This is a genomic window from Synechococcus sp. MU1648 (genome assembly GCF_023630615.1).
GTDB lineage: Bacteria > Cyanobacteriota > Cyanobacteriia > PCC-6307 > Cyanobiaceae > Parasynechococcus.
On the sequence record NZ_JAKUHI010000007.1, the window covers coordinates 1 to 22,498 of the forward strand.

The 22,498-nt window shown below is 59.2% G+C and carries 18 protein-coding genes; 4 read left to right on the plus strand and 14 right to left on the minus strand.

Going from position 1 to position 22,498, the window contains the following annotated elements:
* The 6 genes from argH to NCN06_RS08615 form a co-directional block, all read right to left on the minus strand.
* On the minus strand, positions 1-1,365 hold a 1,365-nt coding region (argH, locus tag NCN06_RS08590; RefSeq protein ID WP_250398874.1), incomplete at its 3' end, for an argininosuccinate lyase.
* Positions 1,366-1,393: 28 nt separating this feature from the next.
* Positions 1,394-2,806 carry a PP2C family protein-serine/threonine phosphatase gene (locus NCN06_RS08595; protein ID WP_166016036.1) on the minus strand — a complete coding sequence of 471 codons (1,413 nt, stop codon included), beginning with the start codon at positions 2,804-2,806 and terminating at the stop codon, positions 1,394-1,396.
* A 35-nt stretch (positions 2,807-2,841) separates the two neighbouring features.
* Positions 2,842-4,389, minus strand: coding sequence for a signal recognition particle-docking protein FtsY (gene ftsY, locus NCN06_RS08600; RefSeq protein WP_226399037.1), 1,548 nt, complete (start codon positions 4,387-4,389; stop codon positions 2,842-2,844).
* Entirely contained in the window at positions 4,389-5,024 is a 636-nt protein-coding gene (gene nusB, locus NCN06_RS08605) for a transcription antitermination factor NusB (protein WP_115024717.1), read from the minus strand. The genes ftsY and nusB overlap by 1 nt, the downstream gene beginning before the upstream one ends.
* Before the next feature lie 3 nt (positions 5,025-5,027).
* A complete protein-coding gene (locus NCN06_RS08610; RefSeq protein WP_115024716.1) occupies positions 5,028-5,762 on the minus strand; it encodes a DUF502 domain-containing protein in 735 nt (244 codons plus the stop codon).
* 50 nt (positions 5,763-5,812) lie between these two features.
* Positions 5,813-6,460 carry an HpsJ family protein gene (locus NCN06_RS08615; RefSeq protein ID WP_226399038.1) on the minus strand — a complete coding sequence of 216 codons (648 nt, stop codon included), beginning with the start codon at positions 6,458-6,460 and terminating at the stop codon, positions 5,813-5,815.
* 36 nt (positions 6,461-6,496) lie between these two features.
* Between NCN06_RS08615 and queG the strand changes: the two genes are divergently transcribed.
* From queG to NCN06_RS08630, 3 genes are read left to right on the plus strand one after another with little or no spacing between them, the layout of a single operon-like run.
* Positions 6,497-7,462 (plus strand): tRNA epoxyqueuosine(34) reductase QueG, encoded by a 966-nt coding sequence (gene queG / locus NCN06_RS08620; RefSeq protein ID WP_226422802.1) that lies wholly within the window; start codon positions 6,497-6,499, stop codon positions 7,460-7,462.
* 19 nt (positions 7,463-7,481) lie between these two features.
* Positions 7,482-8,363, plus strand: coding sequence for a tetratricopeptide repeat protein (locus NCN06_RS08625; RefSeq protein WP_226408528.1), 882 nt, complete (start codon positions 7,482-7,484; stop codon positions 8,361-8,363).
* Positions 8,364-8,408: 45 nt separating this feature from the next.
* On the plus strand, positions 8,409-10,877 hold the full coding sequence (locus NCN06_RS08630) for a DNA gyrase/topoisomerase IV subunit A (protein WP_250398859.1): 2,469 nt from the start codon (positions 8,409-8,411) through the stop codon (positions 10,875-10,877).
* Positions 10,878-10,880: 3 nt separating this feature from the next.
* Here NCN06_RS08630 and purF read toward each other — a convergent pair whose 3' ends face one another.
* The 8 genes from purF to NCN06_RS08670 all read right to left on the minus strand — a co-directional run bounded on the left by purF (position 10,881) and on the right by NCN06_RS08670 (position 20,723).
* Positions 10,881-12,338 carry an amidophosphoribosyltransferase gene (gene purF / locus NCN06_RS08635; protein ID WP_226399041.1) on the minus strand — a complete coding sequence of 486 codons (1,458 nt, stop codon included), beginning with the start codon at positions 12,336-12,338 and terminating at the stop codon, positions 10,881-10,883.
* Between the two features lie 61 nt (positions 12,339-12,399).
* A complete protein-coding gene (gene purL / locus NCN06_RS08640; protein WP_226399042.1) occupies positions 12,400-14,706 on the minus strand; it encodes a phosphoribosylformylglycinamidine synthase subunit PurL in 2,307 nt (768 codons plus the stop codon).
* 40 nt (positions 14,707-14,746) lie between these two features.
* A complete protein-coding gene (locus NCN06_RS08645) occupies positions 14,747-15,505 on the minus strand; it encodes an RNA methyltransferase (protein WP_226399043.1) in 759 nt (252 codons plus the stop codon).
* A 1-nt stretch (position 15,506) separates the two neighbouring features.
* Positions 15,507-16,664 carry a DNA polymerase III subunit beta gene (gene dnaN, locus NCN06_RS08650; RefSeq protein WP_250398860.1) on the minus strand — a complete coding sequence of 386 codons (1,158 nt, stop codon included), beginning with the start codon at positions 16,662-16,664 and terminating at the stop codon, positions 15,507-15,509.
* Between the two features lie 181 nt (positions 16,665-16,845).
* Complete coding sequence (locus NCN06_RS08655; protein WP_226397558.1) at positions 16,846-17,049, minus strand: hypothetical protein; 204 nt, start codon at positions 17,047-17,049, stop codon at positions 16,846-16,848.
* Between the two features lie 48 nt (positions 17,050-17,097).
* The gene (gene thrC / locus NCN06_RS08660; protein WP_115024707.1) at positions 17,098-18,156 is read right to left on the minus strand and encodes a threonine synthase; all 1,059 of its coding nucleotides are present in this window, start codon (positions 18,154-18,156) and stop codon (positions 17,098-17,100) included.
* A 101-nt stretch (positions 18,157-18,257) separates the two neighbouring features.
* The gene (locus NCN06_RS08665; RefSeq protein WP_226397557.1) at positions 18,258-18,839 is read right to left on the minus strand and encodes an alpha/beta hydrolase; all 582 of its coding nucleotides are present in this window, start codon (positions 18,837-18,839) and stop codon (positions 18,258-18,260) included.
* 24 nt (positions 18,840-18,863) lie between these two features.
* On the minus strand, positions 18,864-20,723 hold the full coding sequence (locus tag NCN06_RS08670) for an ABC1 kinase family protein (RefSeq protein WP_226397556.1): 1,860 nt from the start codon (positions 20,721-20,723) through the stop codon (positions 18,864-18,866).
* 76 nt (positions 20,724-20,799) lie between these two features.
* On the opposite strand from NCN06_RS08670, the gene recN reads away from it, so the two are divergent.
* Complete coding sequence (gene recN / locus NCN06_RS08675) at positions 20,800-22,482, plus strand: DNA repair protein RecN (RefSeq protein WP_226397555.1); 1,683 nt, start codon at positions 20,800-20,802, stop codon at positions 22,480-22,482.
* The last annotated feature ends 16 nt before the right edge of the window (positions 22,483-22,498 follow it).

A 22,498-nucleotide genomic window follows, 5' to 3' on the forward strand; every position in this document is an offset into this window, starting at 1 on the left:
ATCAACACGCTCGAATCCCGTTCCCCCTTCACTGCGACGAGCAGCCACAACCGCCCGGGGAGCCAGGGCGTCATGCAGATCCGCCTCAAAGGCCGGATGGAGTTCCTTCCAGGCACTCAGATCAAGGTCACGCAACAAACAATCCTGCTCGAGACAGCGCCGAACGACAGCGCCAACCAATTGATAGGCCTCGCGAAATGGAACACCACGAGACACCAGATAGTCGGCCACATCGGTTGCATTGGAAAAGTCCTGCTCCACCGCTTCATTAAGGCGCTCAACTCTGAAATCAAGGCCTTCCTCAAACAAAATCGCCATCGCCTCAACACAATCACGCGTTGTGCGGAAGGCATCAAACAGGGCCTCCTTGTCTTCCTGAAAATCCTTGTTGTAGGCCAGTGGAAGACCCTTGATCATGGTTAACAACCCCTGCAAGTGCCCGAAGACACGACCGGTTTTGCCCCGCACCAATTCGGGAACATCTGGATTTTTCTTCTGAGGCATGAGGCTGCTGCCGGTGGCACAACGATCACTGAGACGCACAAAACCGAATTCCTCCGACGCCCAGGCGATCACCTCCTCCGCCAGACGGCTCAGATGCACCATCACCAGGGACGCAGCAGCAGAGAACTCAACGCAGAAATCACGGTCGCTGACAGCATCAAGGCTGTTGGCGTAAACCGCTGAGAAACCCAGTTCCTTCGCCGTGCGCTGGCGATCAATCGGCACCGGTGTACCCGCCAGTGCAGCAGCCCCAAGCGGGCAGATGTTCACACGTTTCCGCACATCCTGGAGCCGCTCACGGTCGCGCTCCAACATCTCGACGTAGGCGAGGAGGTGATGGGCGAGACAGAGCGGTTGCGCCCGCTGCAGATGGGTGTACCCGGGGATCATCGTGCGGCGATGACGATCCGCCTGGGTCAGCAGCGCGCCCTGCAACCGCTGCAGATCCTGATCCAGACCATCCAGCCGTCGCCGCAGCCAGAGCCGTAAATCGGTACCGACCTGATCGTTGCGGCTGCGTCCGGTGTGCAGCTTCTTGCCCACTGGACCCAGCAGAGCAATGAGGCGACGTTCCACAGCGAAGTGAACATCCTCATCCTCCAAACCGGGCTGAAAACTGCCGGACGCCGCCTCAGCACGAACTGTCTCAAGGCCCTCCACCAGTTGCTCAGCTTCCGCCTCGGTGATCACTCCCGCGCCAGCCAACATCCGGGCATGGGCGATCGATCCATCCAGATCCTCCTGAAGCAACGTCAGGTCAAAACCGATGGAGGCATTGAACGCCTCGATGAAGGGATGCAAACCCTGCTCAAAACGATCGCTCCAGGTCCCTGCAGCACCACCGGTCACCCCACCAGCCATCAGTTCATCCGTCAATTTCCTCAGCTTGTCAGGCGATTGACCGTCCCTGCACGCTCGGCAACGTGACCGCTTCCGGAACCTTCAGCACCACAAGGGAAGCGTCATCCTCCAGCTGGCGATCCGAACCCACAAAGCGGTCCAAGCGTTCAAACAGGCTTTCAAGAATCCCCTGCGCCCCCTGACCACTGCGACATGCCGTTTCAAGGGCACGAATCAGCCGCGCCTCATCAAAACGATCTCCGGTGATCCCCGGTGCTTCCGTCACGCCATCGGTGTAATAGAGCAACACGTCTCCCGGTTCGAGCCGAACCTCACCAAGGGCAAACTCAGCCTCAGGCTGAAGACCGATCAGCAACCCTGCGGCATCCAGCCGCATGATCACCCGTCGTTCAGCACGCCAGAGCAGGGGAGGGTTATGGGCCGCGTTGGCATAGCGCAACCGCAACGTGCGCGGATCCAGATCGGAATAAAACAGCGTCACAAACCGGTGGGATTGCGCGAGGTCCTCTTGAGCCAACTGGTTGAGGTCATGAAGAATCCGGTCCGGCGGCAACCCACTGAGAACCTCAGCACGCAGCATCCCCCGCAACATCGTCATCAGCAGCCCGGCAGGAACGCCTTTGCCCATGACATCTCCCATCACCAGCGCCCAGCGACCCCGCTCTCGACGACGGCCGATCAGTTCCGGACGGGTGGGAATGAAGTCGTAGTAATCACCGCCCACCTGAAAAGCAGGCCGGCACCGCGCAGCCAAGTCGACGCCCTCGATCACGGGGCACCGATCCGGCAACAACTGGGCCTGAATCTCTGCTCCGATGCTTAGTTGTCGGTCAACCCGCTCATGACGGCGGGCATCCTGCAGCATCTGATCGTTTTCGATCGCAACACCAGCGAGATCCGCCACTAACTGGACATGCCGACGATGCACCTCGGTCCAGACCAATGAACCGTTGCGGGCATAGACGTAAAGGCGGCCCCGCGACCGACCACGGGCCGTCACAGACGTGGCAAACAGACCCGCTTTGGGAAGGCAGCGTTGGACCAGACGATCAAGCGCCAGCACCTGCTGGTCGTCGCTGCCAAACCCTGCTGCAGACCCAGGTTCAAAAGCAGCCAGCCGCCGCAACAGATCCTGTGAAGGCTCCACCGGAATACCCTGCAACTGATCACGCCAGAGGCGACCATCCGTCTGAAACGGAACCAGCAGGGCACCCTCAACCCCCACCAGACGCGAGGCCACGACAGGCACAAGCTCAAGAAAGCGTTGGAGATTGGTGAAGCTGCGCAGAGCAAACCCCAAGGAGACCAACAGGTCCTGGTTGCGGCGCTGTTCGCTGCTGAGGCTGTCAAAAAGCTGACGCAACGAGTCGATCGCCTGGGGCGAAGGATTCCCGGTCCGCTGCGAGGGCCTGGGATGACGTCCGGGCGGCTTGCTGCTCAACCTCGCACCACCGGGATCCGCAAGGTAGCAACGCTTCAGCGTCCAGCCAGCAGAGCCTCAATGAATTCAAAACTGTTGAAGGGGCGCAAATCGCGAATCCCCTCACCAGCGCCAATAAAACGAATCGGCAAGCCAGCCTCAGACGAAACCGCCAGAGCCACGCCTCCACGGGCTGTGCCGTCCAGTTTCGTGATCACAACGCCAGTGAGCCCGGCCGCCTCAGCAAAAGCCATGGCCTGACGAAGCCCGTTCTGACCCTGGCTTGCATCAAGAACCAGCAACGATTCGACCTTCGCCTCCGGCGCCAAACGGTCGATGATCTTCCTGACTTTTTGGAGTTCCTCCATCAGGTTGTGCTTGGTCTGCAGCCGTCCGGCCGTGTCCACCAGCAGCAGATCCGACCCCCGCGAACGGGCCGCACCGATGGCATCGAACACAACGGCAGCTGGATCCGCATTGCTGCTGGGGTTCGACACCACGGGGACATCGCTGCGCTCGCCCCAGATCTCAACTTGCTGGACAGCAGCAGCACGGAAGGTATCTGCGGCCGCGATCAAAGCCGAATAACCGCTGCGAACAGCGAGGTTGGCCAATTTCCCAAGGGTCGTTGTCTTGCCAACGCCATTCACCCCCACCATCAACCAGATGTTGAGGCGATCCCGTTCCGGAGCCAGAAGGGGAACACCACTGGCCTGAATGGGCGCATCCAACAGGCCACGCAGCTGTTCTTTGAGGAAGCGAATCCCTTCTTGAGGGTCAACCACCTCCTGATTCATCCGCTGCCGCAAGGCATCCAGCACCTGATCAGTGGCCTGGACGCCAGCATCAGCCCTCAACAACAAGGTTTCGAGATCGTCGAGAACCTCAGGCGTCAGCGGATCGTCACCAAGGTTCTCGAGAAGACCGGTCACAAAACCCTGACGGGTCTTCTCGAGGCCGCGGCGAAGCCGGCCCAACCAATCAATTTCCTCGAGGGAAACCTGATCGACACGACGGCCCTGGGCCGCAAGCACCTCAGCCGACCAGGTGAAATCCTGATCAAAGTCACCCAGCCGTGGCTCATCCGAGTCGACGGTGGGCTCGGGCGCTGGAGCCGGAGTGGGTGCAGGGGGAGCCTCGAAGGCTCTGTTGTCCAGATCCTGCTGACGCTGCTGGCGTTGAGCCGCGGCTTGCTCCAGCAACGACAGCCCTTGTGCTGGTGTTGGGGACGGCGCCTGGGTTGGTGGCTGACTCGGTAGCGGGGACGGAGTCGGTAGGGATACCGGTGCCGGTACCGGGGTTGGTGCCGGGGTTGGTTCGGGACTCGGCTCAGGAGTGGGCTCGGGGACAGCTTCAGCTGGAGGCGTCGCGGCCTGCTGCTGTGCCTTCAAGCGGGCGTAAGCCTCACGGGCCCAAGCCAGGGCCTCATCTTCCTCCTCGTTGACTTCAGGAGCTGGGGTCGGCTCTGGTTGGGTGACAGCAACTTCAGAAGAAACCGACGTGGGCTCCGGGGCAGGAGACGGCTCCGATGTAGGCGCCGGGGTGGGCGTCGGCTCTGGCTTCGGAGACTCCTCAGCCTGTCGTTCGAACCAGTTGAACACCATCAGGCTGATGCTTTGGATTGAGCGTCATGAAACCGGCGCAAGACACCGTTAATCATCCGGCGACCCTGCTCATCGCTGTAACGGTTGGCCAGTTCAACCGCTTCGTTAAACGCCACCGGGGCTGGAGTTCGCAGGCTTTCAAGATCAACAACAGCCAACCGGAGGATGTCGCGGTCAATCCGCGGAAGACGCGTCAGTCTCCAGCCCTCCATCACCTGATCCAGCCGTGTGTCGATGCCCTCGCGCTGGGTCAGCACCTTCTGAACCCGCTCCATGGCACCACGGCGAATCTGCTCCTGGTCCCCGAGCAACAACAGCCGAGGCAACTCAAGGCTGGCGGACAATCCGTTCAGCACCTGTTCAGCCGCACTCAAGGATGAGCGCAGATGGGTGCGCACAGCGTCATGGGTTCCGGTTTCGCCCTGCTGCAACTCGCTGTCCAGCAATGACTGCTGCGCCTGCTCCAGCTCTGCAGCACTGGCATCGAGCGATTCGCGCCAATGCTGGGTGAGGGTGTCGAGGGCCTGATCAAGGATGGAATCAAGGGCCAAATCAGCCACTGAGGCTGACTTCTGTTCCGGCACCTGACCGAGCACGAGCAGAGCTAGCTCGCGTGAAAGAGATCGTGTCGCCATGACTCAGCTGGAAGGAGATGCAGAAGCCCGCAACTGGGCCATGAGGCTGGAGAAACTTCGATTCACAGGTGCTTCCCGATCATCGGGGTTGACGATGCCAGCAGAAATGATCGTTCGGAAGGCCTCTTCAACACTGATCTCAAGCTCCCGGACGGACCCCGCAGGAACAAGGGTGTACCAACCGGTGGTTGGATTCGGAGCGGTGGGAATGAACACACTTAAAAGAGGCTCCTTCAGATCGGACTGCAGCGAGGGACCCACCTCACCGGTCACAAAACCGACGCTGAATAACCCCTCTCTTGGGTACTCCACCAGAACAACTCGACGGAACCGGGTGGAGTTGTCGCGAAGAAAGGTCTCCAGTAACTGCTTCAGGGTCTTGTAAACCGACCCAGCGAGGGGGATCCGGCTCAGGGTGCCTTCACCGAACTCCAACAGCCAGCGACCAACGATATTTCGGGCCATTAATCCGATCAGGAGGATGCCCATCAGAGGCACCGTGAGACCGAGAGCCAGATTGATCAGATCCTGAAGCAGTGGGTTCAGGGTGATGAAGGGATTGAACTGCTTCGGGATCGAGGTCAAGAACGCCAGAACGAAGCGACTGACGATTGTTGACAACCAGATCGTGGTCGCGAGTGGGATCACCACGAGCAACCCTGCGATCAGGTCGTTCTTCAGATCCTGCCGAAGCCTTGCGGACAGCGGCAGATCAGGTCTGGGATTGGACTGGACCAAGGAGCCTCTGCGCCCAGCTTTGAATGAAGTCTGACCAACCTAACCAGCGGTCAGAGCACTGCCGTGAAAGCAAGGAGCACAAAAGCGACGGCGAGGACCACAGCATTGATGGTTCCACCAATGAACCTCTGCCTGGATTCGCGTGTCTGGCCGGCCTCAACGGTCTTGAGTTGCTTCTCCATCTGTGCGATCTGATCGTCAACCATCGTTTCGGCAGCCCGCAACTTGTCCTCATCGGAGGCATCCGCAGCGAGTTGACCAGCCTGGGCCAGCTGCTCACCCAGGGACGTCACCTGCGCTTCATCGGCGCGGAAGGCCCGAGCATCCTTGAGGGCTTCGCGGCCCTGCTCAAGATTGCGCAAACGGGCAACGTCACCTGCTCCACCATCCATCGACATGGGAACGGCAATCACCATGCCGAGAGCTAACAGTGCTGAACAAACGGCAACCAGCAGGCGCAGAGGACTGCGCTGCTGCTGAGGGTGATCCAGCCGGGACCCAATCAGGCAGATCAGCAAACCGGCAAAACCCAGAGGAGCCAGGGCCACCAGGGGGCCGGTGACCTGCGGGCGGGGAGCATCCGCGCTCCAGTCGACGCCCACCAAAACAGCCACCATCTGCAACACGAGGATCACCACAAGGGTCAAGCCGAGCCACCGCAGCAAGGGTGCAAATCGTCCTGTCTCGGTGCCGGTCACAAAGAAGATGCTTAATAGCGCCCAACACTAAGGTCGATGCAAGGGCATGTCACCGATCAACAGACGCGGTTAAGTCAGGCCCTGAAGCGCCGCGCCGCCGAGGAGGGCTTCAATCCTGTTGGGATTGCCAGGATCCCGGGAAGTCCACGGCTGCAGCTGCGTACGGAAGCCCTACAGCGTTGGTTGGACCATGGGCATCAGGCCGACATGGCCTGGATGGCAGCCCCCCGACGTCGAGATCCAACACTTCTGTTGGAAGGACTCAGCAGCGTGCTTGCCGTCGGCCTCAACTATTACGTCAACGACCAACCCTCCCCCGGATCCCTCAAGGTCGCCCGCTATGGCTGGGGACGGGACTACCACCGTGTTGTTGATCAACGGCTCCGGAGGATTGGTCGTTGGCTATCTGAACAGCGGCCCGAATGTGGCTGGCGAGCCTGTGTTGACGCTGCACCGCTGCTGGACAAGGCCTGGGCCGAGGAAGCCGGGCTGGGCTGGATCGGCAAGCACAGCAATCTGATTCACCCCCAACGGGGCTCGTGGATGGTGATCGGCCATCTCCTGACCACCGAGCCCCTGGACGCCGACCCACCAGCGCGAAGCCTCTGTGGACGCTGCACCGCCTGCATGGATGCATGCCCGACGGATGCGATCCGTGAACCTTTTGTGGTGGATGCAAGGCGCTGCCTGGCCTTTCACACAATCGAAAACCGAGCGGAGGCTCTACCGGAGAGCATTCGCGCTGCCCTTGGGCCGTGGGTGGCGGGGTGTGACATCTGCCAAGACGTCTGCCCCTGGAACCATCGGACATTGCCCCACAGCAACGATCCCGATGTGCAGCCGCGCCCGTGGCTGCTGAACCTGCACCGGAACGACGTCCAGCACTGGGATGACAAGGTCTGGGACCAGAACCTGCGAGGGTCGGCATTGCGGCGGATTAAACCCTGGATGTGGCGCCGCAATGCCGCTGCAGCACAACCGGATCCCACACCTACGCTTTAGCCACTCCAACAACGAACCAGTGCTGCGTCGAATTCGCTTCAGTCGAACGCTGGCGGCTGCACTGATGGTCCTCGGCGGTTGGTTCGGCGCGCCGGCAGCCAACGCCCTCATTCCCTACGTCTATCTGCCCACCGAAGAGGAGCTCAAAGGTTCATCGATCGGCATCGGACGGACTGCTGCTCAGTTGCTGCAGCTAGGGCAGGCCAAAGATGCGGCTCGACTCGCGGCTCTGGCGGTTCGGCTCAATCCGAATGACGAACGGTTCTGGTCGATCCTGGCGGAGGCGCAACTCCGCAACAACGACCTCAAGGATGCGAGCCGGTCTCTGGCCCGCGCCAAGGAACTGAATCCCGAGAAAGCTGGCCTCTGGTTTGCCGAAGCAGCGATCGCCCTGCGGGCAGAGCGACCGGATGACGCTGTGCCTTTGATTGCCCGCGGACTTCAGTTGGATCCGAAGAATGCTGCGGCCTATTTCGACCTCGGCAACGCCAGGATCATGCAGAACGAACTGCCACTGGCACTGGAGTCGTTTGAAAAAGCCACGGCACTGAAACCGGCGTTCTGGGAAGCCCTGAACAACCAAGCGCTGGTTCTCTATGAGCTAGGCCAGCATCAAGAAGCCGTGCGTCGCTGGCGCCGGGTGTTGAAGCTGGAGGCCAATGCAGAACCCATGCTGGCTCTGGCCGCAGCTCTGCACCAACAAGGTGAGCAGACAGAAGCGATCCAGCTGGCATCAACAGCACTGGCCCAAAACCCCAACTACGTCTTGCCATTGCACCAAGCGGAACAGCTCTGGGGTCGTCGCATCCGTGAAGCGACGGCACAATTGCTCGGTGAGCCGGAGCTCACCAACATTGTTGAACGGGCCCAAGCCAACGCAACGTGGAAGAAAAGCCAGTGATCATCTGTAGGCTGAGCGCCTTCCGGTCGGAGATCGACAGACCGAATGGCTGAGGAGCGCGTTCAACCGATCGCTCTGCATCAGGAGATGCAGCGCTCCTACCTCGAATACGCGATGAGCGTGATCGTGGGTCGGGCGTTGCCCGATGCCCGCGATGGTCTGAAGCCCGTCCAACGACGCATCCTCTACGCGATGCAGGAACTGGGGCTCACCCCAGACCGTCCTTACCGCAAATGCGCGAGGGTCGTTGGTGACGTGCTGGGCAAGTACCACCCCCACGGTGATCAGGCGGTTTATGACGCCCTGGTGCGGCTTGTTCAGACCTTCTCCAGCCGTCACCCACTGCTTGACGGCCACGGCAATTTCGGCTCGGTGGACGACGACCCACCGGCGGCGATGCGGTACACCGAAACCCGCCTGGCGCCCATCTCCCACCAGGCGATGCTTGAGGAGATCGGTGAAGACACGGTTGATTTTGCGCCGAACTTCGATGGATCCCAACAGGAACCCACCGTTCTGCCTGCCCAGCTCCCCTTCCTGCTGCTAAACGGCTGCTCTGGCATCGCCGTCGGCATGGCCACCAGCATCCCGCCACACAATCTGGGAGAAGTGGTGGATGGTCTGATCGCCCTGGTCCGGAAGCCGGAAGTGAGTGACGAGAAGCTTCTGGAACTGATCCCAGGGCCGGACTTTCCAACCGGCGGTGAAGTGCTGATCAGCTCGGGGCTACAGGACACCTATTTGCGTGGACGCGGCAGTATCCCGATGCGAGGCGTCGCCCACACCGAAGAGGTGCAACCCGGCAAAGGGCGCCACAAGCGCAATGCCGTTGTCGTCACGGAATTGCCATACCAGCTCAGCAAGGCCGGCTGGATTGAAAAGCTGGCCGAGTCCGTCAACGACGGAAAGATCGGTGGAATCGCCGATATCCGTGACGAAAGCGACCGGGAAGGCATGCGCGTTGTGGTGGAACTGCGCCGTGATGCGGATCCAGACAAGGTTTTGAAGGATCTGCAACGACGAACGGCTCTGCAGAGCAACTTCGGAGCCATCCTGCTGGCCCTCGTTGATGGACAACCCCAGCAGCTTTCCTTACGCCAACTGCTGCAGACCTTTCTCGATTTCAGGGAACTGACGCTGATTCGACGCACCAGTCATGCGCTCCGCAAGACAGAAGACAGGCTTGAGGTCGTAGAAGGACTGATCACGGCCCTGAACAATCTTCAGGCCGTGATCGCCATGATTCAAGAGGCCAATGACGCTGCATCGGCCCGCGCGAGCTTGATGGTGCGGCTCGACCTCAGCGAACGTCAGGCGGATGCAGTGTTGGCCATGCCCCTCAGGCGCCTGACGGGACTCGAGCAGGAAAGCCTGCGACAGGAGCTGGATGAACTGCGGGCGGAACGTCAACGCCTCAAGTTGCTGCTCGACAACCGGGATCAATTGCTTGACGCGATGGTGACGGAACTCAAGGGGTTGAAGAAGCGCTTCAACACCCCCCGTCGAACCCGATTCGTGGAAGGTGGCGATGCACTGATGGCCGAACGGGCAGCCAGCCAACGGCCGAATACAGAACTCCTGCGTCAGCAGGCCCTATCCGCACTGCCTGGGGATGGTCGGGTGCTGATCCAAGCCGATGGACAAGTAAAAATCGTCACCCCTCAGGTGCTGGGACGCCTCCATCTCAATGATCCTTGCCCGATTGGCGACGCACCGTCTCCGGCACAGGTGATCCTGCCGATCGAACCCCCACCGCGACTTCTGGCGGTGAGTGCCGGCGGCCGCATTGCCCAGGTTCGTTGGGAATTTGCCGGACAACAGCCTGGTCAGATCGGGCGTTTCCTGCCCACCGGCCTCGATGGAGACCGCATCGTCTCCCTTCTGTCGCTGCCCCACCAAAACACAGATGATCACAGTCTGGGCTTACTCAGCAGCGATGGTCGCTTCAAACGAATTCCTCTGAGCGAGGTCGTGGACCTTTCCGGTCGAGCCACAAGCGTTCTCAAATTGAAGGAAGGCGTCGAGCTCAACACTGCTGTGATCTGCCGCGACCAGGGAACACTGGTTCTGATCAGCGACATCGGTCGGCTGTTGCGTCTGCGGGTCACCGAGGACTCCCTTCCATTGATGGGTCGATTGGCACAGGGACCCATGACCATGCGATTGCTACCAGGGGAACAGATCATCGGAGCTGTCTGCGCAGAACAGACACCACTCATGCTGATCAGCAAACAGGGGTTGATCAGCCGTGTCGATTGCTCAGGCCTGCGATACAACCAACGCGGCGATCTCGGCAGCATGGCCGTTGAGATTGACAGCGAATCTGATCGTCTTGTCGGGATCAGCGATCAAACCGGACTCGTGGGAGTGCGGACAAGCAAAGAGCGTCACGGGCGCATGGATCCGGACGACATCAACATCACACAACCAGGAGAAAGATTAAGCCAACAAACTTCTCTTCAGAATGGTGAAACAATCGTTGAAGTGATCAACACAATTCAACTGAATAGCTGATCATTAGGAGCTGCAATTCTGCTCCAACCACCTGAAATACTCTTCATCAATACCACCAGTTACATAATGCCCATCAAAACAGGACATCTCTAGATCCTTGATGTCGGTATTTTCGACAATGCTTTCCAGCAAATTCTCAACGGTCTGATAAACAACATGATCAGCACCAAGAACATCTGAAATGTCATCAATTGTTCGACCATGGGCAAGGAGTTCCGCCCTGGTCGGCATGTTGATTCCATAAACATTGGGATAGCGGACAGGGGGAGCCGCTGATGTAAATGTCACCTTGTTGGCACCGGCACTACGCGCCATCTGAACAATTTCGCGGGAGGTGGTACCGCGAACAATAGAATCATCGACAATTAACACATTCTTGCCGGCGAATTCAGGACCAAGGGCATTTAGTTTCTGACGTACTGATTTTTTTCGTTCCGCCTGACCCGGCATAATGAAGGTTCGACCGACATAGCGGTTCTTATAAAAACCTTCGCGATAGTCAAGACCCAATTGCTTGGCGACCTGCATCGCAGACGGCCTCGCTGAATCCGGAATCGGCATCACAACATCGATATCTCCAGCCGGTAATGTTTCAGAAATCGTTTTAGCAAGACGATCACCCATCCTTAAACGCGACTCATAGACTGAAATACCGTTCATTAGAGAATCCGGCCGTGCCAGATAGACGTACTCAAAAGCACAAGGAATCAACCGAGGAGAATCTGCACACTGACGCTGGTGCAAGTTGGCGTTGACGTCGATAAATACGGCCTCACCAGGATCAACATCGCGAACGATCTCGTAACCACTGTTTTCAATCACCAACGACTCACTAGCGACAATCCACTCCTCCTGACCCTGGTCGGATAAACGCCTACCCAAAATCAGAGGACGAATTCCATAGGGATCACGGAACGCCAGCATTCCATGACCCGCAATCAGAGCAATGGCCGCATAGGAGCCCTGAACGCGGTGATGCAGAGATGCCACCGCATCAAACAACTGATCCGGCGTGAGATCTCGTCCCGTGAGCTGAGATTGAACCTCGGTAGCCAACACATTGAGCAACATCTCCGTATCACTCGTCGAATTTGTATGACGACGATCAATCCTGAATAGATCCTGCTCGAGCTGAAGAGTGTTGGTGAGATTACCGTTGTGAACAAAGGTGATGCCATAGGGAGCATTCACATAAAAGGGCTGAACTTCCTCCTCAGAAGCAGCAGCACCACGCGTCGCATAGCGAACATGACCGATACCAGCATTGCCCAAAAGCTTTCGCATGTCTCGGGTGCGAAACGCTTCACGCACACGTCCCTTTTGTTTGTGCACATGGAAGGTGTGATTATCCATCGTGACAATCCCAGCCGAATCCTGCCCACGGTGCTGAAGCAGAAGCAGATTGTCGTAGATCTGTTGGTTGACTGAGTCAACACAGAACATGCCGATAATGCCGCACATGATGAATCCGTAGACAGAGAGAAAAGGAAGAGAATCGGCCGTCAGGAAACGCCTGACTCAATCACTCCGAATGAATCCGTCGGGGCAACGCATCACGGAAGACAGCTGCGCACCGTTCAACCTCAAGATCGAGCTGAACTGCAGATTCAGATCGGATCACCACGCGAGGCTCCGCTGTGACGCTGCCAAGCGAAGTGACAGAGAGTCCTGCACGGGCTCCGATCAACTGCTCCCAGCCAGGGAGGCAGGCTGCGTTCACAGACACAATGACGCGACTGCCGCCTTCAGCGAAAAGCACCCGATCCAAACGCGCTGAACCTGTCGTCAACGTCACATTGATGCCGAGATCAGAGGCGATGCAAGATTCAACCAAAGCCACAGCGAGACCACCATCACTGCAGTCATGGGCGGAGGCCAGCAGACCCTGAGCGATGGCCTCACGAACCAGACACCCCACTGCGGCTTCGACAACGAGATCGGGCTGGGGCGGACGTCCTGCCAGAGACCCAAGGCTCTGCTGCTGATAAGCACTGCCCGACAAACCAAGGCTGGGATCTGCAACATCATCCGGCGGAACGCCGATGAGAAAGATTGAATCGCCGGGCTGCTGCCAAGCCAAACCAGTCACACGACTGATGTCATCCACACAACCAACCATGCCGATCACCGGCGTGGGATGAATCGGCTGCATCGTGCCGTCATCCTGTTTGGTCTCGTTGTACAAGGAGACGTTCCCGCCGGTAACGGGGGTATTAAGGGCGCGGCAGGCGTCGGAAATCCCCCGACAGGCCATGGCCAACTGCCAAAACCCCTTCGGCGTTTCCGGTGAAGGGAAATTGAGGTTGTCGGTGACCGCCAGGGGATCAGCTCCCACACAACTGAGGTTGCGTGCTGCTTCAGCGACGGCCGCCTGCGCACCACGTTCGGGGTCAAGAGCGACCCAACGGTTGGGGCAGTCCACCGTGGCGGCAACACCACGGTTGGACGCAGCCATCGATCCGTCACCCTGCTGAGGTCTCAGCCGCACCACAGCGGCATCGGCTGCGCCGGATGACACCACTGTGTTGGCCAACACCTGCTGGTCGTACTGACGGTGAACCCAGTGCTTGCTTGCGATGGTGGGATCGTCCAAGAGCTGAAGCAGAGCTGCAGCTGCATCGCTCAGCTCAGGAAGCTCCTGCTCGGTCCAGCTCCAGAGGGCCTGAAGATCCGCCGGGGGCTCCTGCAACAGAGCATGTTTTTCGATCGGGGTGTCATCGGCAAGAGCTGTGGCGGGCACCTCAGCAGCAACAGCACCGTGATGCAACACCCGCACAATCGGCTCCTGGAGCACCTTGCCCACAACCGCCGCCTGCAATCCCCAGCGACGGAACCGCTGCATCAGCGCCTCCTCCCGCCCGGCCTTGACCACGAACAACATCCGTTCCTGGGATTCCGACAACAGAAACTCGTAAGCCGTCATCCCGGTTTCACGGGCCGGAACGCGGTCGAGATCCAGCTCCACCCCCAGACCCCCTTTGGCGGCCATTTCCGAACAGCTGCAGGTGAGCCCAGCAGCACCCATGTCCTGCGCTGCCACCACATCACCACTGGCAAAGGCCTCAAGACAAGCTTCGATCAGCCCTTTCTCCAGAAACGGATCACCCACTTGAACAGCGGGGCGATCATCCAAGGAATCGGCACTCAGCTCAGCACTGGCAAAGCTGGCTCCCCCCATGCCATCCCGACCGGTGGTGCTGCCCACATAAACCACGGGATTGCCAACGCCGATCGCTCCGGATTTGACGATCTCCTCGGTCTCCATCAGACCGAGTGCCATGGCATTCACCAGGGGATTACCGGAATAGGAGGGGTCAAAGGCCACCTCACCTCCCACCGTCGGCACGCCGACGCAATTGCCGTAATGGGCAATGCCAGCCACCACACCTTCCATCAGGCCAACATTGGCGGAGTCCTCAAGGGGACCAAAGCGCAGGGCATTCAGCAGCGCGATCGGACGGGCCCCCATCGTGAAGATGTCACGCAGGATCCCGCCCACCCCTGTTGCCGCCCCCTGAAAGGGTTCAACGGCGGAGGGGTGGTTATGGCTTTCGATCTTGAATGCCAACCGGTGGCCCCCACCGAGATCGACCACGCCAGCATTTTCTCCAGGTCCTACCAAAATGCGCGGTCCCTCAGTGGGGAAACCACTCAGCAAGGGCCGGGAATTGCGATAGCAGCAATGTTCGGACCACATCACACCGAACATGCCCAACTCAGCTCGGTTCGGCTCACGACCGAGCCGCCGACAGATCTCATCCCAGTCACTGGGCTTAAGCCCTTCCTGCTTCAGGGCTGCAGCTATGTCGTACGCAGGGGAGGAAACCACGAATCGCGGAGCACCTCCCCCCAGTGTTGCCGACCGACCGTCAGACCCAGGGGTCTTCGTCCTGTCGGCGGCGGGGGGACGGAGTTTCCTCCCAGCTGTCGTCGTCCCAGACCTCAGATTCACGCTCAGAGACGGCCTCTGATTCGACGTCCCCTAGCGAAGAGCGGATGGGCTCTGGCCGCAGATCATCCATTGGTGAGTCCTCCAACCAACCCTCCAGGCGATCGCCGGCCCGATCACCCATGACGCGCAACTGGTCCCGCCAACGTTGGGTGCGTTGGAGCAGGTCTTGACGGACACTGGCGCGGGCCATCGGCAAATCATCCAATCCCATCAGGGCGGTTTGAATCTGACCCGGTTGCTGGTCAAGGATGCGATCCGGAGCCAAACGCCAGCGGGAACTCCCTGGAAGTCGCGGGTCGCTGCGGGCGATCAGATAGTGAAGAATCGCGCCGTCCGCTGGTCGGAAATCAAGATCAACAACGCTGCCAATTCGCTCACCATCACGATCAAGCAACGTTGCCTCCATCAACGTCGGCAAGCGTTCCAGCATCACCTGATCGGTGACCGCCGGTTCGCCGCGCACAAACACCTGCTGATCCGTAAAACCACAACATTGGTTCAAACGCCACACATCGCGAGACATACGCAGAGCTGACGGTCGGCTGACCCAACCCAGCAACCGATGCACGGGCGGATGCATCCAGGCCATCACCCCAGGTCCGTGATCCAAGCCCAGATCACAGCGGACGGTATGACTCAGAAGATCACTGAGGAGAAGCTGATCCGGAAGAGACACATCAGGAACGAATCTGAACGGGCATTACCAGATACGTGAAAGCTTCAGACGTTTCATCGGAACGAAGCACAGCCGGCGTGGTGGGTGCATTGCAGTGCAGAACAATCCGATCAGAGCCCATGGCCTTGAGACCATCCAGCAAATAGCGAACATTGAAAGCAATCTGCATGGCATCACCATCAAGGCTGGCTGGTAGTGACTCGGAGCCGCTGCCCACATCCTGTGCATCAGCACTGATCAACACAACACCCTCCTCAGGCTGACTGCTGAATTTCACGACGTTGTTGTGTTGATCAGCAAGAACAGCAATGCGTTCCAGAGCAGCAATCAATGAACGACGATCCATCCCGAACGTGCGGGTGAATCCATCGGGAATCAACTGGCCGTAATTGGGATAGGTGCCCTCCAGCGTGCGACTGGTGACCATCTGGTCGGCAGCGAGAAACACCACTTGGCCACGATCACAAAACAAACTGACGGGTTCATCGGAACGCCAGGACGCCATCAAACGCTCGACCTCTCGAAGAGAACGTGCGGGGAGGGTCACCGCGAAACCCTGTTCATCAACGGCATCAGCGATGGCCGCATCCTGCAGAGCTTCGTCAACATTGAGTACAGCAAGGCGGTGTCCATCGGTGGCAGCAGCTTCTAGAGCCCGCTGGTTGAACTTCAAATGAACACCGGTGAGCAGTTGCTTCGCTTCATCGCCGCTGCTCGCAAACAGGGTGCCCTTGAGTGCCTGCACCAACCGTTCAGGCTGAAGTTTGAGCGTCATGCCGCTCTCCACCATCGGGAGATCGGGGTAGTCATCAGCACTCATACCGCGCATCTGATAGCTGCCACTCAGGCTGGTGAGCTGAACCTGCTCGCCGGCATCTTCTACCGCGAGAGTGACTGGAGAATCGCTGGATAAACGGGAGACAATCTCTCCCAGCAATCGGGCCGGAAGCGTGATCGCTCCACTGGTTTCCACACTGGCGGCGAGAGAGGTCTGAATCCCCAGACTCAGATCGAACCCCGTCAGGCTGAGGCGATTGCTTCCAGCATCGGCCGTAAGCAACACATTGGCCAGAACGGGGTGGGTGGGCCGGGTTGCCACCGCACGGCTCACCAATTGCAAGGCGCTATTCAGTTCGGACTGTGAACAGACCACCTTCATCGTCCTGACGACCTGAGTGCGCTGAGGTGCCCCACCGTTTCACAGGCTGAGGGGAAGTGCAATGGCCAGCGCAACGGGATCCTCTTTTCGGCTGTTTTGTTCTTATGGATTTAAAAAATAAAATTAAAACAGTCGTAGTAGGGCCTGGGGAAAAGGGGGAAAGCTGCTTGAAAGTCAGTGGTCAAGAGAGTTCTGCTTCACCAATGCTTGAGGAGAATTTTTTACGGAATGGGGAGTGCAGACCTGTTTTCCACGTCTTCACAGCAGGTGGAAAACCATCCACTTGGCCGGAGGAGTTGTTTTCACCCGTTTTCCACAGCGTGTGCATTCGGTTTTTGGTTGTTTTCTGCAGCCGCTTTGTCGGCTGGTTTTGTCCAATGGCCATGAAAAAGCCCCCGTTGAGGGGGCTGAAGGACGTCGAGGGAATGCCGTTTTAGAAGCCCATGACATTGGCAACGGTGTCGAGATCGGGATTGAGGTCGGTGTGGAAGGCGGCGTCGTTGTTGCTGATGGCGCAGTCGGGATCCTTGAGGCCGTTGCCGGTCAGAACGCAGACCACCGTTGAGCCAGCTGGTACTTCATCCTTGCGTTTGAGCAGGCCTGCCACAGATGCAGCACTGGCGGGTTCGCAGAAGATTCCCTCCTGGCCGCCCAAGAGCTTGTAAGCTTCGATGATTTCCGCATCGGTGACATCCAGGAATGCTCCTTTGCTGGCTTCACGTGCCGCCAGGGCCTTGGCTCGGTTGACCGGGTTGCCGATGCGGATGGCTGTGGCGATGGTTTCGGGGTCCGTCACCGTCGTGTTGTTCACCAGAGGAGCTGATCCGCTGGCCTGGAAGCCCATCATCCGGGGCAGGTTCCGGCTCCGGCCCGCCTGCTGATATTCCTGAAAACCCATCCAATAGGCGGTGATATTTCCTGCGTTGCCCATGGGAATGCAAAGCCAGTCGGGTGCGTCTCCGAGGGCATCCACGATTTCGAAAGCAGCCGTCTTTTGGCCCTGAAGCCGGTAGGGGTTCACCGAGTTCACCAGGGTGACCGGATACTTCTCCGCCGCTTCCCGAACGATGTCCAGGGCACGATCGAAGTTGCCGCGGATCGCTAAGACCTCAGCGCCATACACCAGAGCTTGAGCCAGTTTTCCCTGGGCGACATAGCCATCAGGGATCAACACGAAGGCCCGCATTCCTCCCCGCCGGGCATAGGCCGCTGCTGCTGCACTGGTGTTGCCTGTGCTTGCACAGATCACCGCTTCACAACCGGCTTCCTTGGCTTTGCTGATGGCCATGGTCATGCCCCGGTCCTTGAAGGACCCTGTGGGATTCAGGCCGTCGTATTTCACGAACACTTTCACGCCCTTGCCGATCTGTTCCGCAATCGATGGCACGGGAATCAGAGGAGTGGCTCCCTCCCGAAGGGTGATCACCGGGGTTGCATCGGTGACGGGAAGCCAGCTGCGATAGGCCTCAATCAGTCCAGGCCAGTCCTGCATCACAGGGGTGGCAGTGAAACGCCGACGGAGGTTCTGAAACAGGGACACCGGCTGGGATGGGGGGATTTCCGGAATCTAGGCGGCGTCCGTTCAGGAATTGGTCAGGGTTGCGCGTCCTTCAGTCCGTCCAAGGGGGAGTCGGAGAAAAACTGCACCAGGCCGGCAATCGATTCCGCTTTCTCAATCACCCCAAACAAAGCTGGCAGGTTCACCGCCATAACGGCATTGGGATACCCCTTCAGAAAGCTCACAGCGGTGAGGCCTTCCTCGCTTTGCAATCCACTGATCACCCCTGCTCGGATCGCCGGAACACTGACCTCGGGTTCCGGTGTGTAGATGGGGTAGATGATGCGTGAAGCACGGCGCAGGATGGCTTCACCGATCCGTGTATTGATTAAACGGCTGGTAAGCACTAGCGGAAGTTCGAGGCTCTGATTCAGCATCCGCGATACCTCCTGAGGGTTCTGCCCGGACAGTTCAAGCAGATTGCCCAGCAGGCCGATGGCTTCACCGGTCTCGGCCAGGTGTTCAAATTCCTTGACGGGAATCGAGCGGCGGAAGGCACCACTGACAAGGGCTACATCCGTGGCGGCATGCAGAGGTTGCATGACGCTGCTCCAACCGATTCCAAGTCCTGCCGCCATGGCCAGCAGTGACGAACGGGTGAAGGGCTTGAGAAGCATCACGCTGACGGTGTTCTCAGGAACTTAGGCAGGAACTCCAGCGGCGACCCGCACCAGGCGGACAACTCCTCGTTCGGCCAGCCCTTGAGCCACTTGGAATCCCATACGGCGGGTGTCCGGCTCATTCAGAACTCTGGGCATCCGTCGCAGCAGAAGTTCCGGTTTGAACCCCGGCAATGACTGCAACACCTGAATCAATTCTCGTACTGGCTCCAGTTGCATCAGTGGATCCGAGAGCCCTGGAGGCGTCTGGGCGATGGCGGAGGGTTGCAGTCGTTTAGGTAGACGTCGACCCAGGCGCTGCATCGTGGACCACCCCAGAGCGTCCAGTCTCTCCACGGCGGCGGTCACCAATTGATCCCGAAGCAGTCCCGCCTTGGGAGAGAACAGGAAGTCGAGCAGTTGGTCGAGTAGCGCTTCCAGGTCCAGTTGGGCCTGACTTGCAGCGCTAGACACAAGATTTTCCAGACGGGTCCAGCGGAAGGCATCTCCGTCGAACAGCATCTCCTTGAGGCTCTGACGTAATTGGGGATCCGGGTCTTCCATCAGCCGACGCGCGAAGTAGGGATACGCCGCACCGAGAATCTTGAAGTTCGGATCCACACTCAGAGCGATGCCCTCGAGGGTGACCAGTGACCGAATGATTAGGGCGTAATAGGGCGGTACCCGGAACGGGAATTTGTACATCACACCGGACATGTCATCGGTGACCGCTTTGAAATCCATGCGGTTGACGCCGGCTTCCAACGCTTGGCTGAAGACCTTCTCAAAGGCCGGAACAATCGGTTCCAGGTTCACGTCTTCCGCCAGGAAACCAAGGGTGACGAAGTCTTTGGAGAGCTTCCCGAAGTTCCGGTTCACCAGATGAACAACCGCTTGAATCAAACCCGTGCGTGACTCGCGGCTGACCTCGCTCATCATCCCGAAGTCGAGATAACAGAGGCGTCCATCCTCGAGGGCCAGGAGATTGCCGGGGTGGGGGTCGGCATGGAAGAAGCCATGCTCCAGCAACTGTTGAAGGCTGCAATTCACGCCCACCTCCACCATGTCGTCTGGATCTACACCGAGTTCCCGAACGGCATCCAGATTGGTGAGTTTGACGCCGTCGATCCATTCCATCGTCAGCACGCGGCGACTGGTGGCGCTGCGGTAGATCGTCGGAACAGCGATTCGAGGGTTGTGCTGATGCAGCTCAGCGAAGGTCTCAGCGTTCGAGGCCTCGTTGAGATAGTCCATTTCTTCGAACACCCGTCGCCCCAGTTCGTCGATCAAGGCGACGAGGTCGCTGCGGATCAGTCCGATGTTGCTGTTCAGCCAGGCTGCGATGTTGCGCACGATGTACAGATCCAGGGTGATCTGTTCGCGCAGGCCGGGGCGCTGCACTTTCACCGCAACCCTGGCGCCACCCTTGAGGGTTCCCTTGTGCACCTGTCCCAGGGAGGCGGCGGAAATCGGATCCCGGTCAAGCTGCTCGAAAATGTCATCCACCGGTGCCCCCAGGTCGTCCTCGATGCAGGCCATGGCCAGGCCGCTGTCGAAGCCAGGCAGTTGGTCCTGCAACTGGGCCAGTTCCTCCAGCAGCAGCGGCGGGACGATGTCCGGTCGGGTGGAGAGTGCTTGGCCGGCTTTGATGAAGGCGGGGCCGAGATCCACCAGCAGTTCTGCGCACTCGCGGGCTCGATCCCGGGCCCGTTGCTCGTCTTTCAGTAACTGGAAGATCCAGTCGAAGACGACACCCAGTAGCAACAAGCCGATGGGCACCAGGGTTTGCCAGAGCCGTCGGATCAGCCGCTGGGGATGGCCTGCATAAATCCGCGTGATGGCGGCGGGGTCGTACTCGAGCAACCCCGCGGCTTCGATGAAATCCCCGAGCTCTTGCGCCATCAATAAAAGGGATGTGCGACCCCCCTTCTAAACGACCCAGGCCGCCGCTACGGTCGGCATCACCACAGGGCTGGATGTGCTCACCGGTCTGCTGCTGCAGAACATCGCTCTGATCGAGAGTCTTGAACTGGAGTTCAGCTCCGGCTTCACGGTGCTCACCGGTGAAACCGGCGCAGGCAAGTCGATTCTTCTTGATGCCCTCGATGCGGTTCTTGGGGGAGCCCAGGGTGCCAGTGGTATTCGTCTGCTTCGCGCTGGGGTTGATCGAGCCAGGATTGAGGCTGCATTTCAACTCAGCCCATCCCTTGAACAGTGGCTGGTTGCGGCGGAGTTTGACCCTGAAGAGGAGCTCCTGATTAGCCGTGAGTGGAAACGGCAAGACGGTGATCGCTTTTCCAGTCGCTGCCGTCTGAACGGCAGCACGGTGAACCGTCAGCAGTTGCTTGAGCTCAGACCACTGCTGATTGATCTCACCGTTCAAGGCCAGACCCAGTTGTTGTCACGCGCTGGGCAACAACGTCTTTGGTTGGACCGTCTCGGTGGCTCCCAGCTGGCGGCGATTAAACAGCAAGTGGCTGATGCCTGGAGCAAATGGCGCCTGGCTGCTGATGCTCTGATGGCCCTCGAGCAGGAGCAGCAACGTTCCGAACAGGAGCGGGCTGAACAGGAGGAGCAGCTGGAGCAGCTGCAGGCTGCCGATCTGGAAGACCCCGACGAACAGCAGCGGCTTGAACAGGACCAGGACCGCCTTGTTCATGGCGTGAGGCTGTTGGAGGGGCTGGCCGTGCTGTTTGGGCGTCTCCGCGATGGCGCGGATCAGGGGCCTTCTTTGCAGGATCATTTCGCGATGTGCATCCAGGAGCTGCAGGCCATGGCCCAGTTGGATGGTTCGCTTGAGTCCCTGCGGGATCAGGCTCTGGATCTTGAGGCTGGTGTGGATGCTTTGCTGCGTTCCCTCGATCACTACGGTCTTGCACTTGAGAGCGATCCAGACCATCTCGAGCGGATCCAAGACCGACTGTCGGTTTTAAAACGCCTACAGCGCCGCTATGGCCTTGATCTGGCCGGTTTGATTCAGCGTCGAGATGACCTGTTTCATCGTCTGGGTGCTGAGGGATTCGCGGCGGATCTCGCTCGCCTGCACCAGGACGAGAACGACCGACGCCAGACGCGTGATCAGGCCAATGCGGCACTGCATCGCGAGCGTTCCAAGGCGGCGGAGGCTCTGGAGGCCTCGTTGCTGGACTTGTTGCCTCCCATGGGGCTGGCCAACGTGCGTTTCAAGGTGGATCTCACCCCCTGTGATCCCGCTGAGCATGGTGCGGATGCTGTGCAGTTCCTGTTTTCTGCCAATCCCGGCCAGCCGATGGCACCGTTGACGGAGGTGGCGTCTGGGGGTGAGATGTCCCGTTTTCTGCTGGCCCTCAAGACCACCCTTGCCGCTGTGGATGGGTCCAGCACGCTGCTGTTCGATGAGATTGATGCCGGCGTCAGTGGACGCGTCAGTGGAGCGATGGCGAATCTCCTTCAGACTCTGGCCCGTCAGCGTCAGGTGTTTTGCGTCACCCACCAACCGCTTGTGGCAGCGGTTGCTGATCATCATTTCCGGGTCAGCAAGCATGTTGAGGATGGCGTGACCCATTCGCGAGTGTCCCGACTGCGGGACACCCAGGAACGTCGCCAGGAGCTGGCTGATCTCGCTGGTGGCGATCAGGCCGATGCCTATGCAGCCAGCCTGCTGGACCAGCGAACAGCTTGAAGGCTTCGGTTCTTCC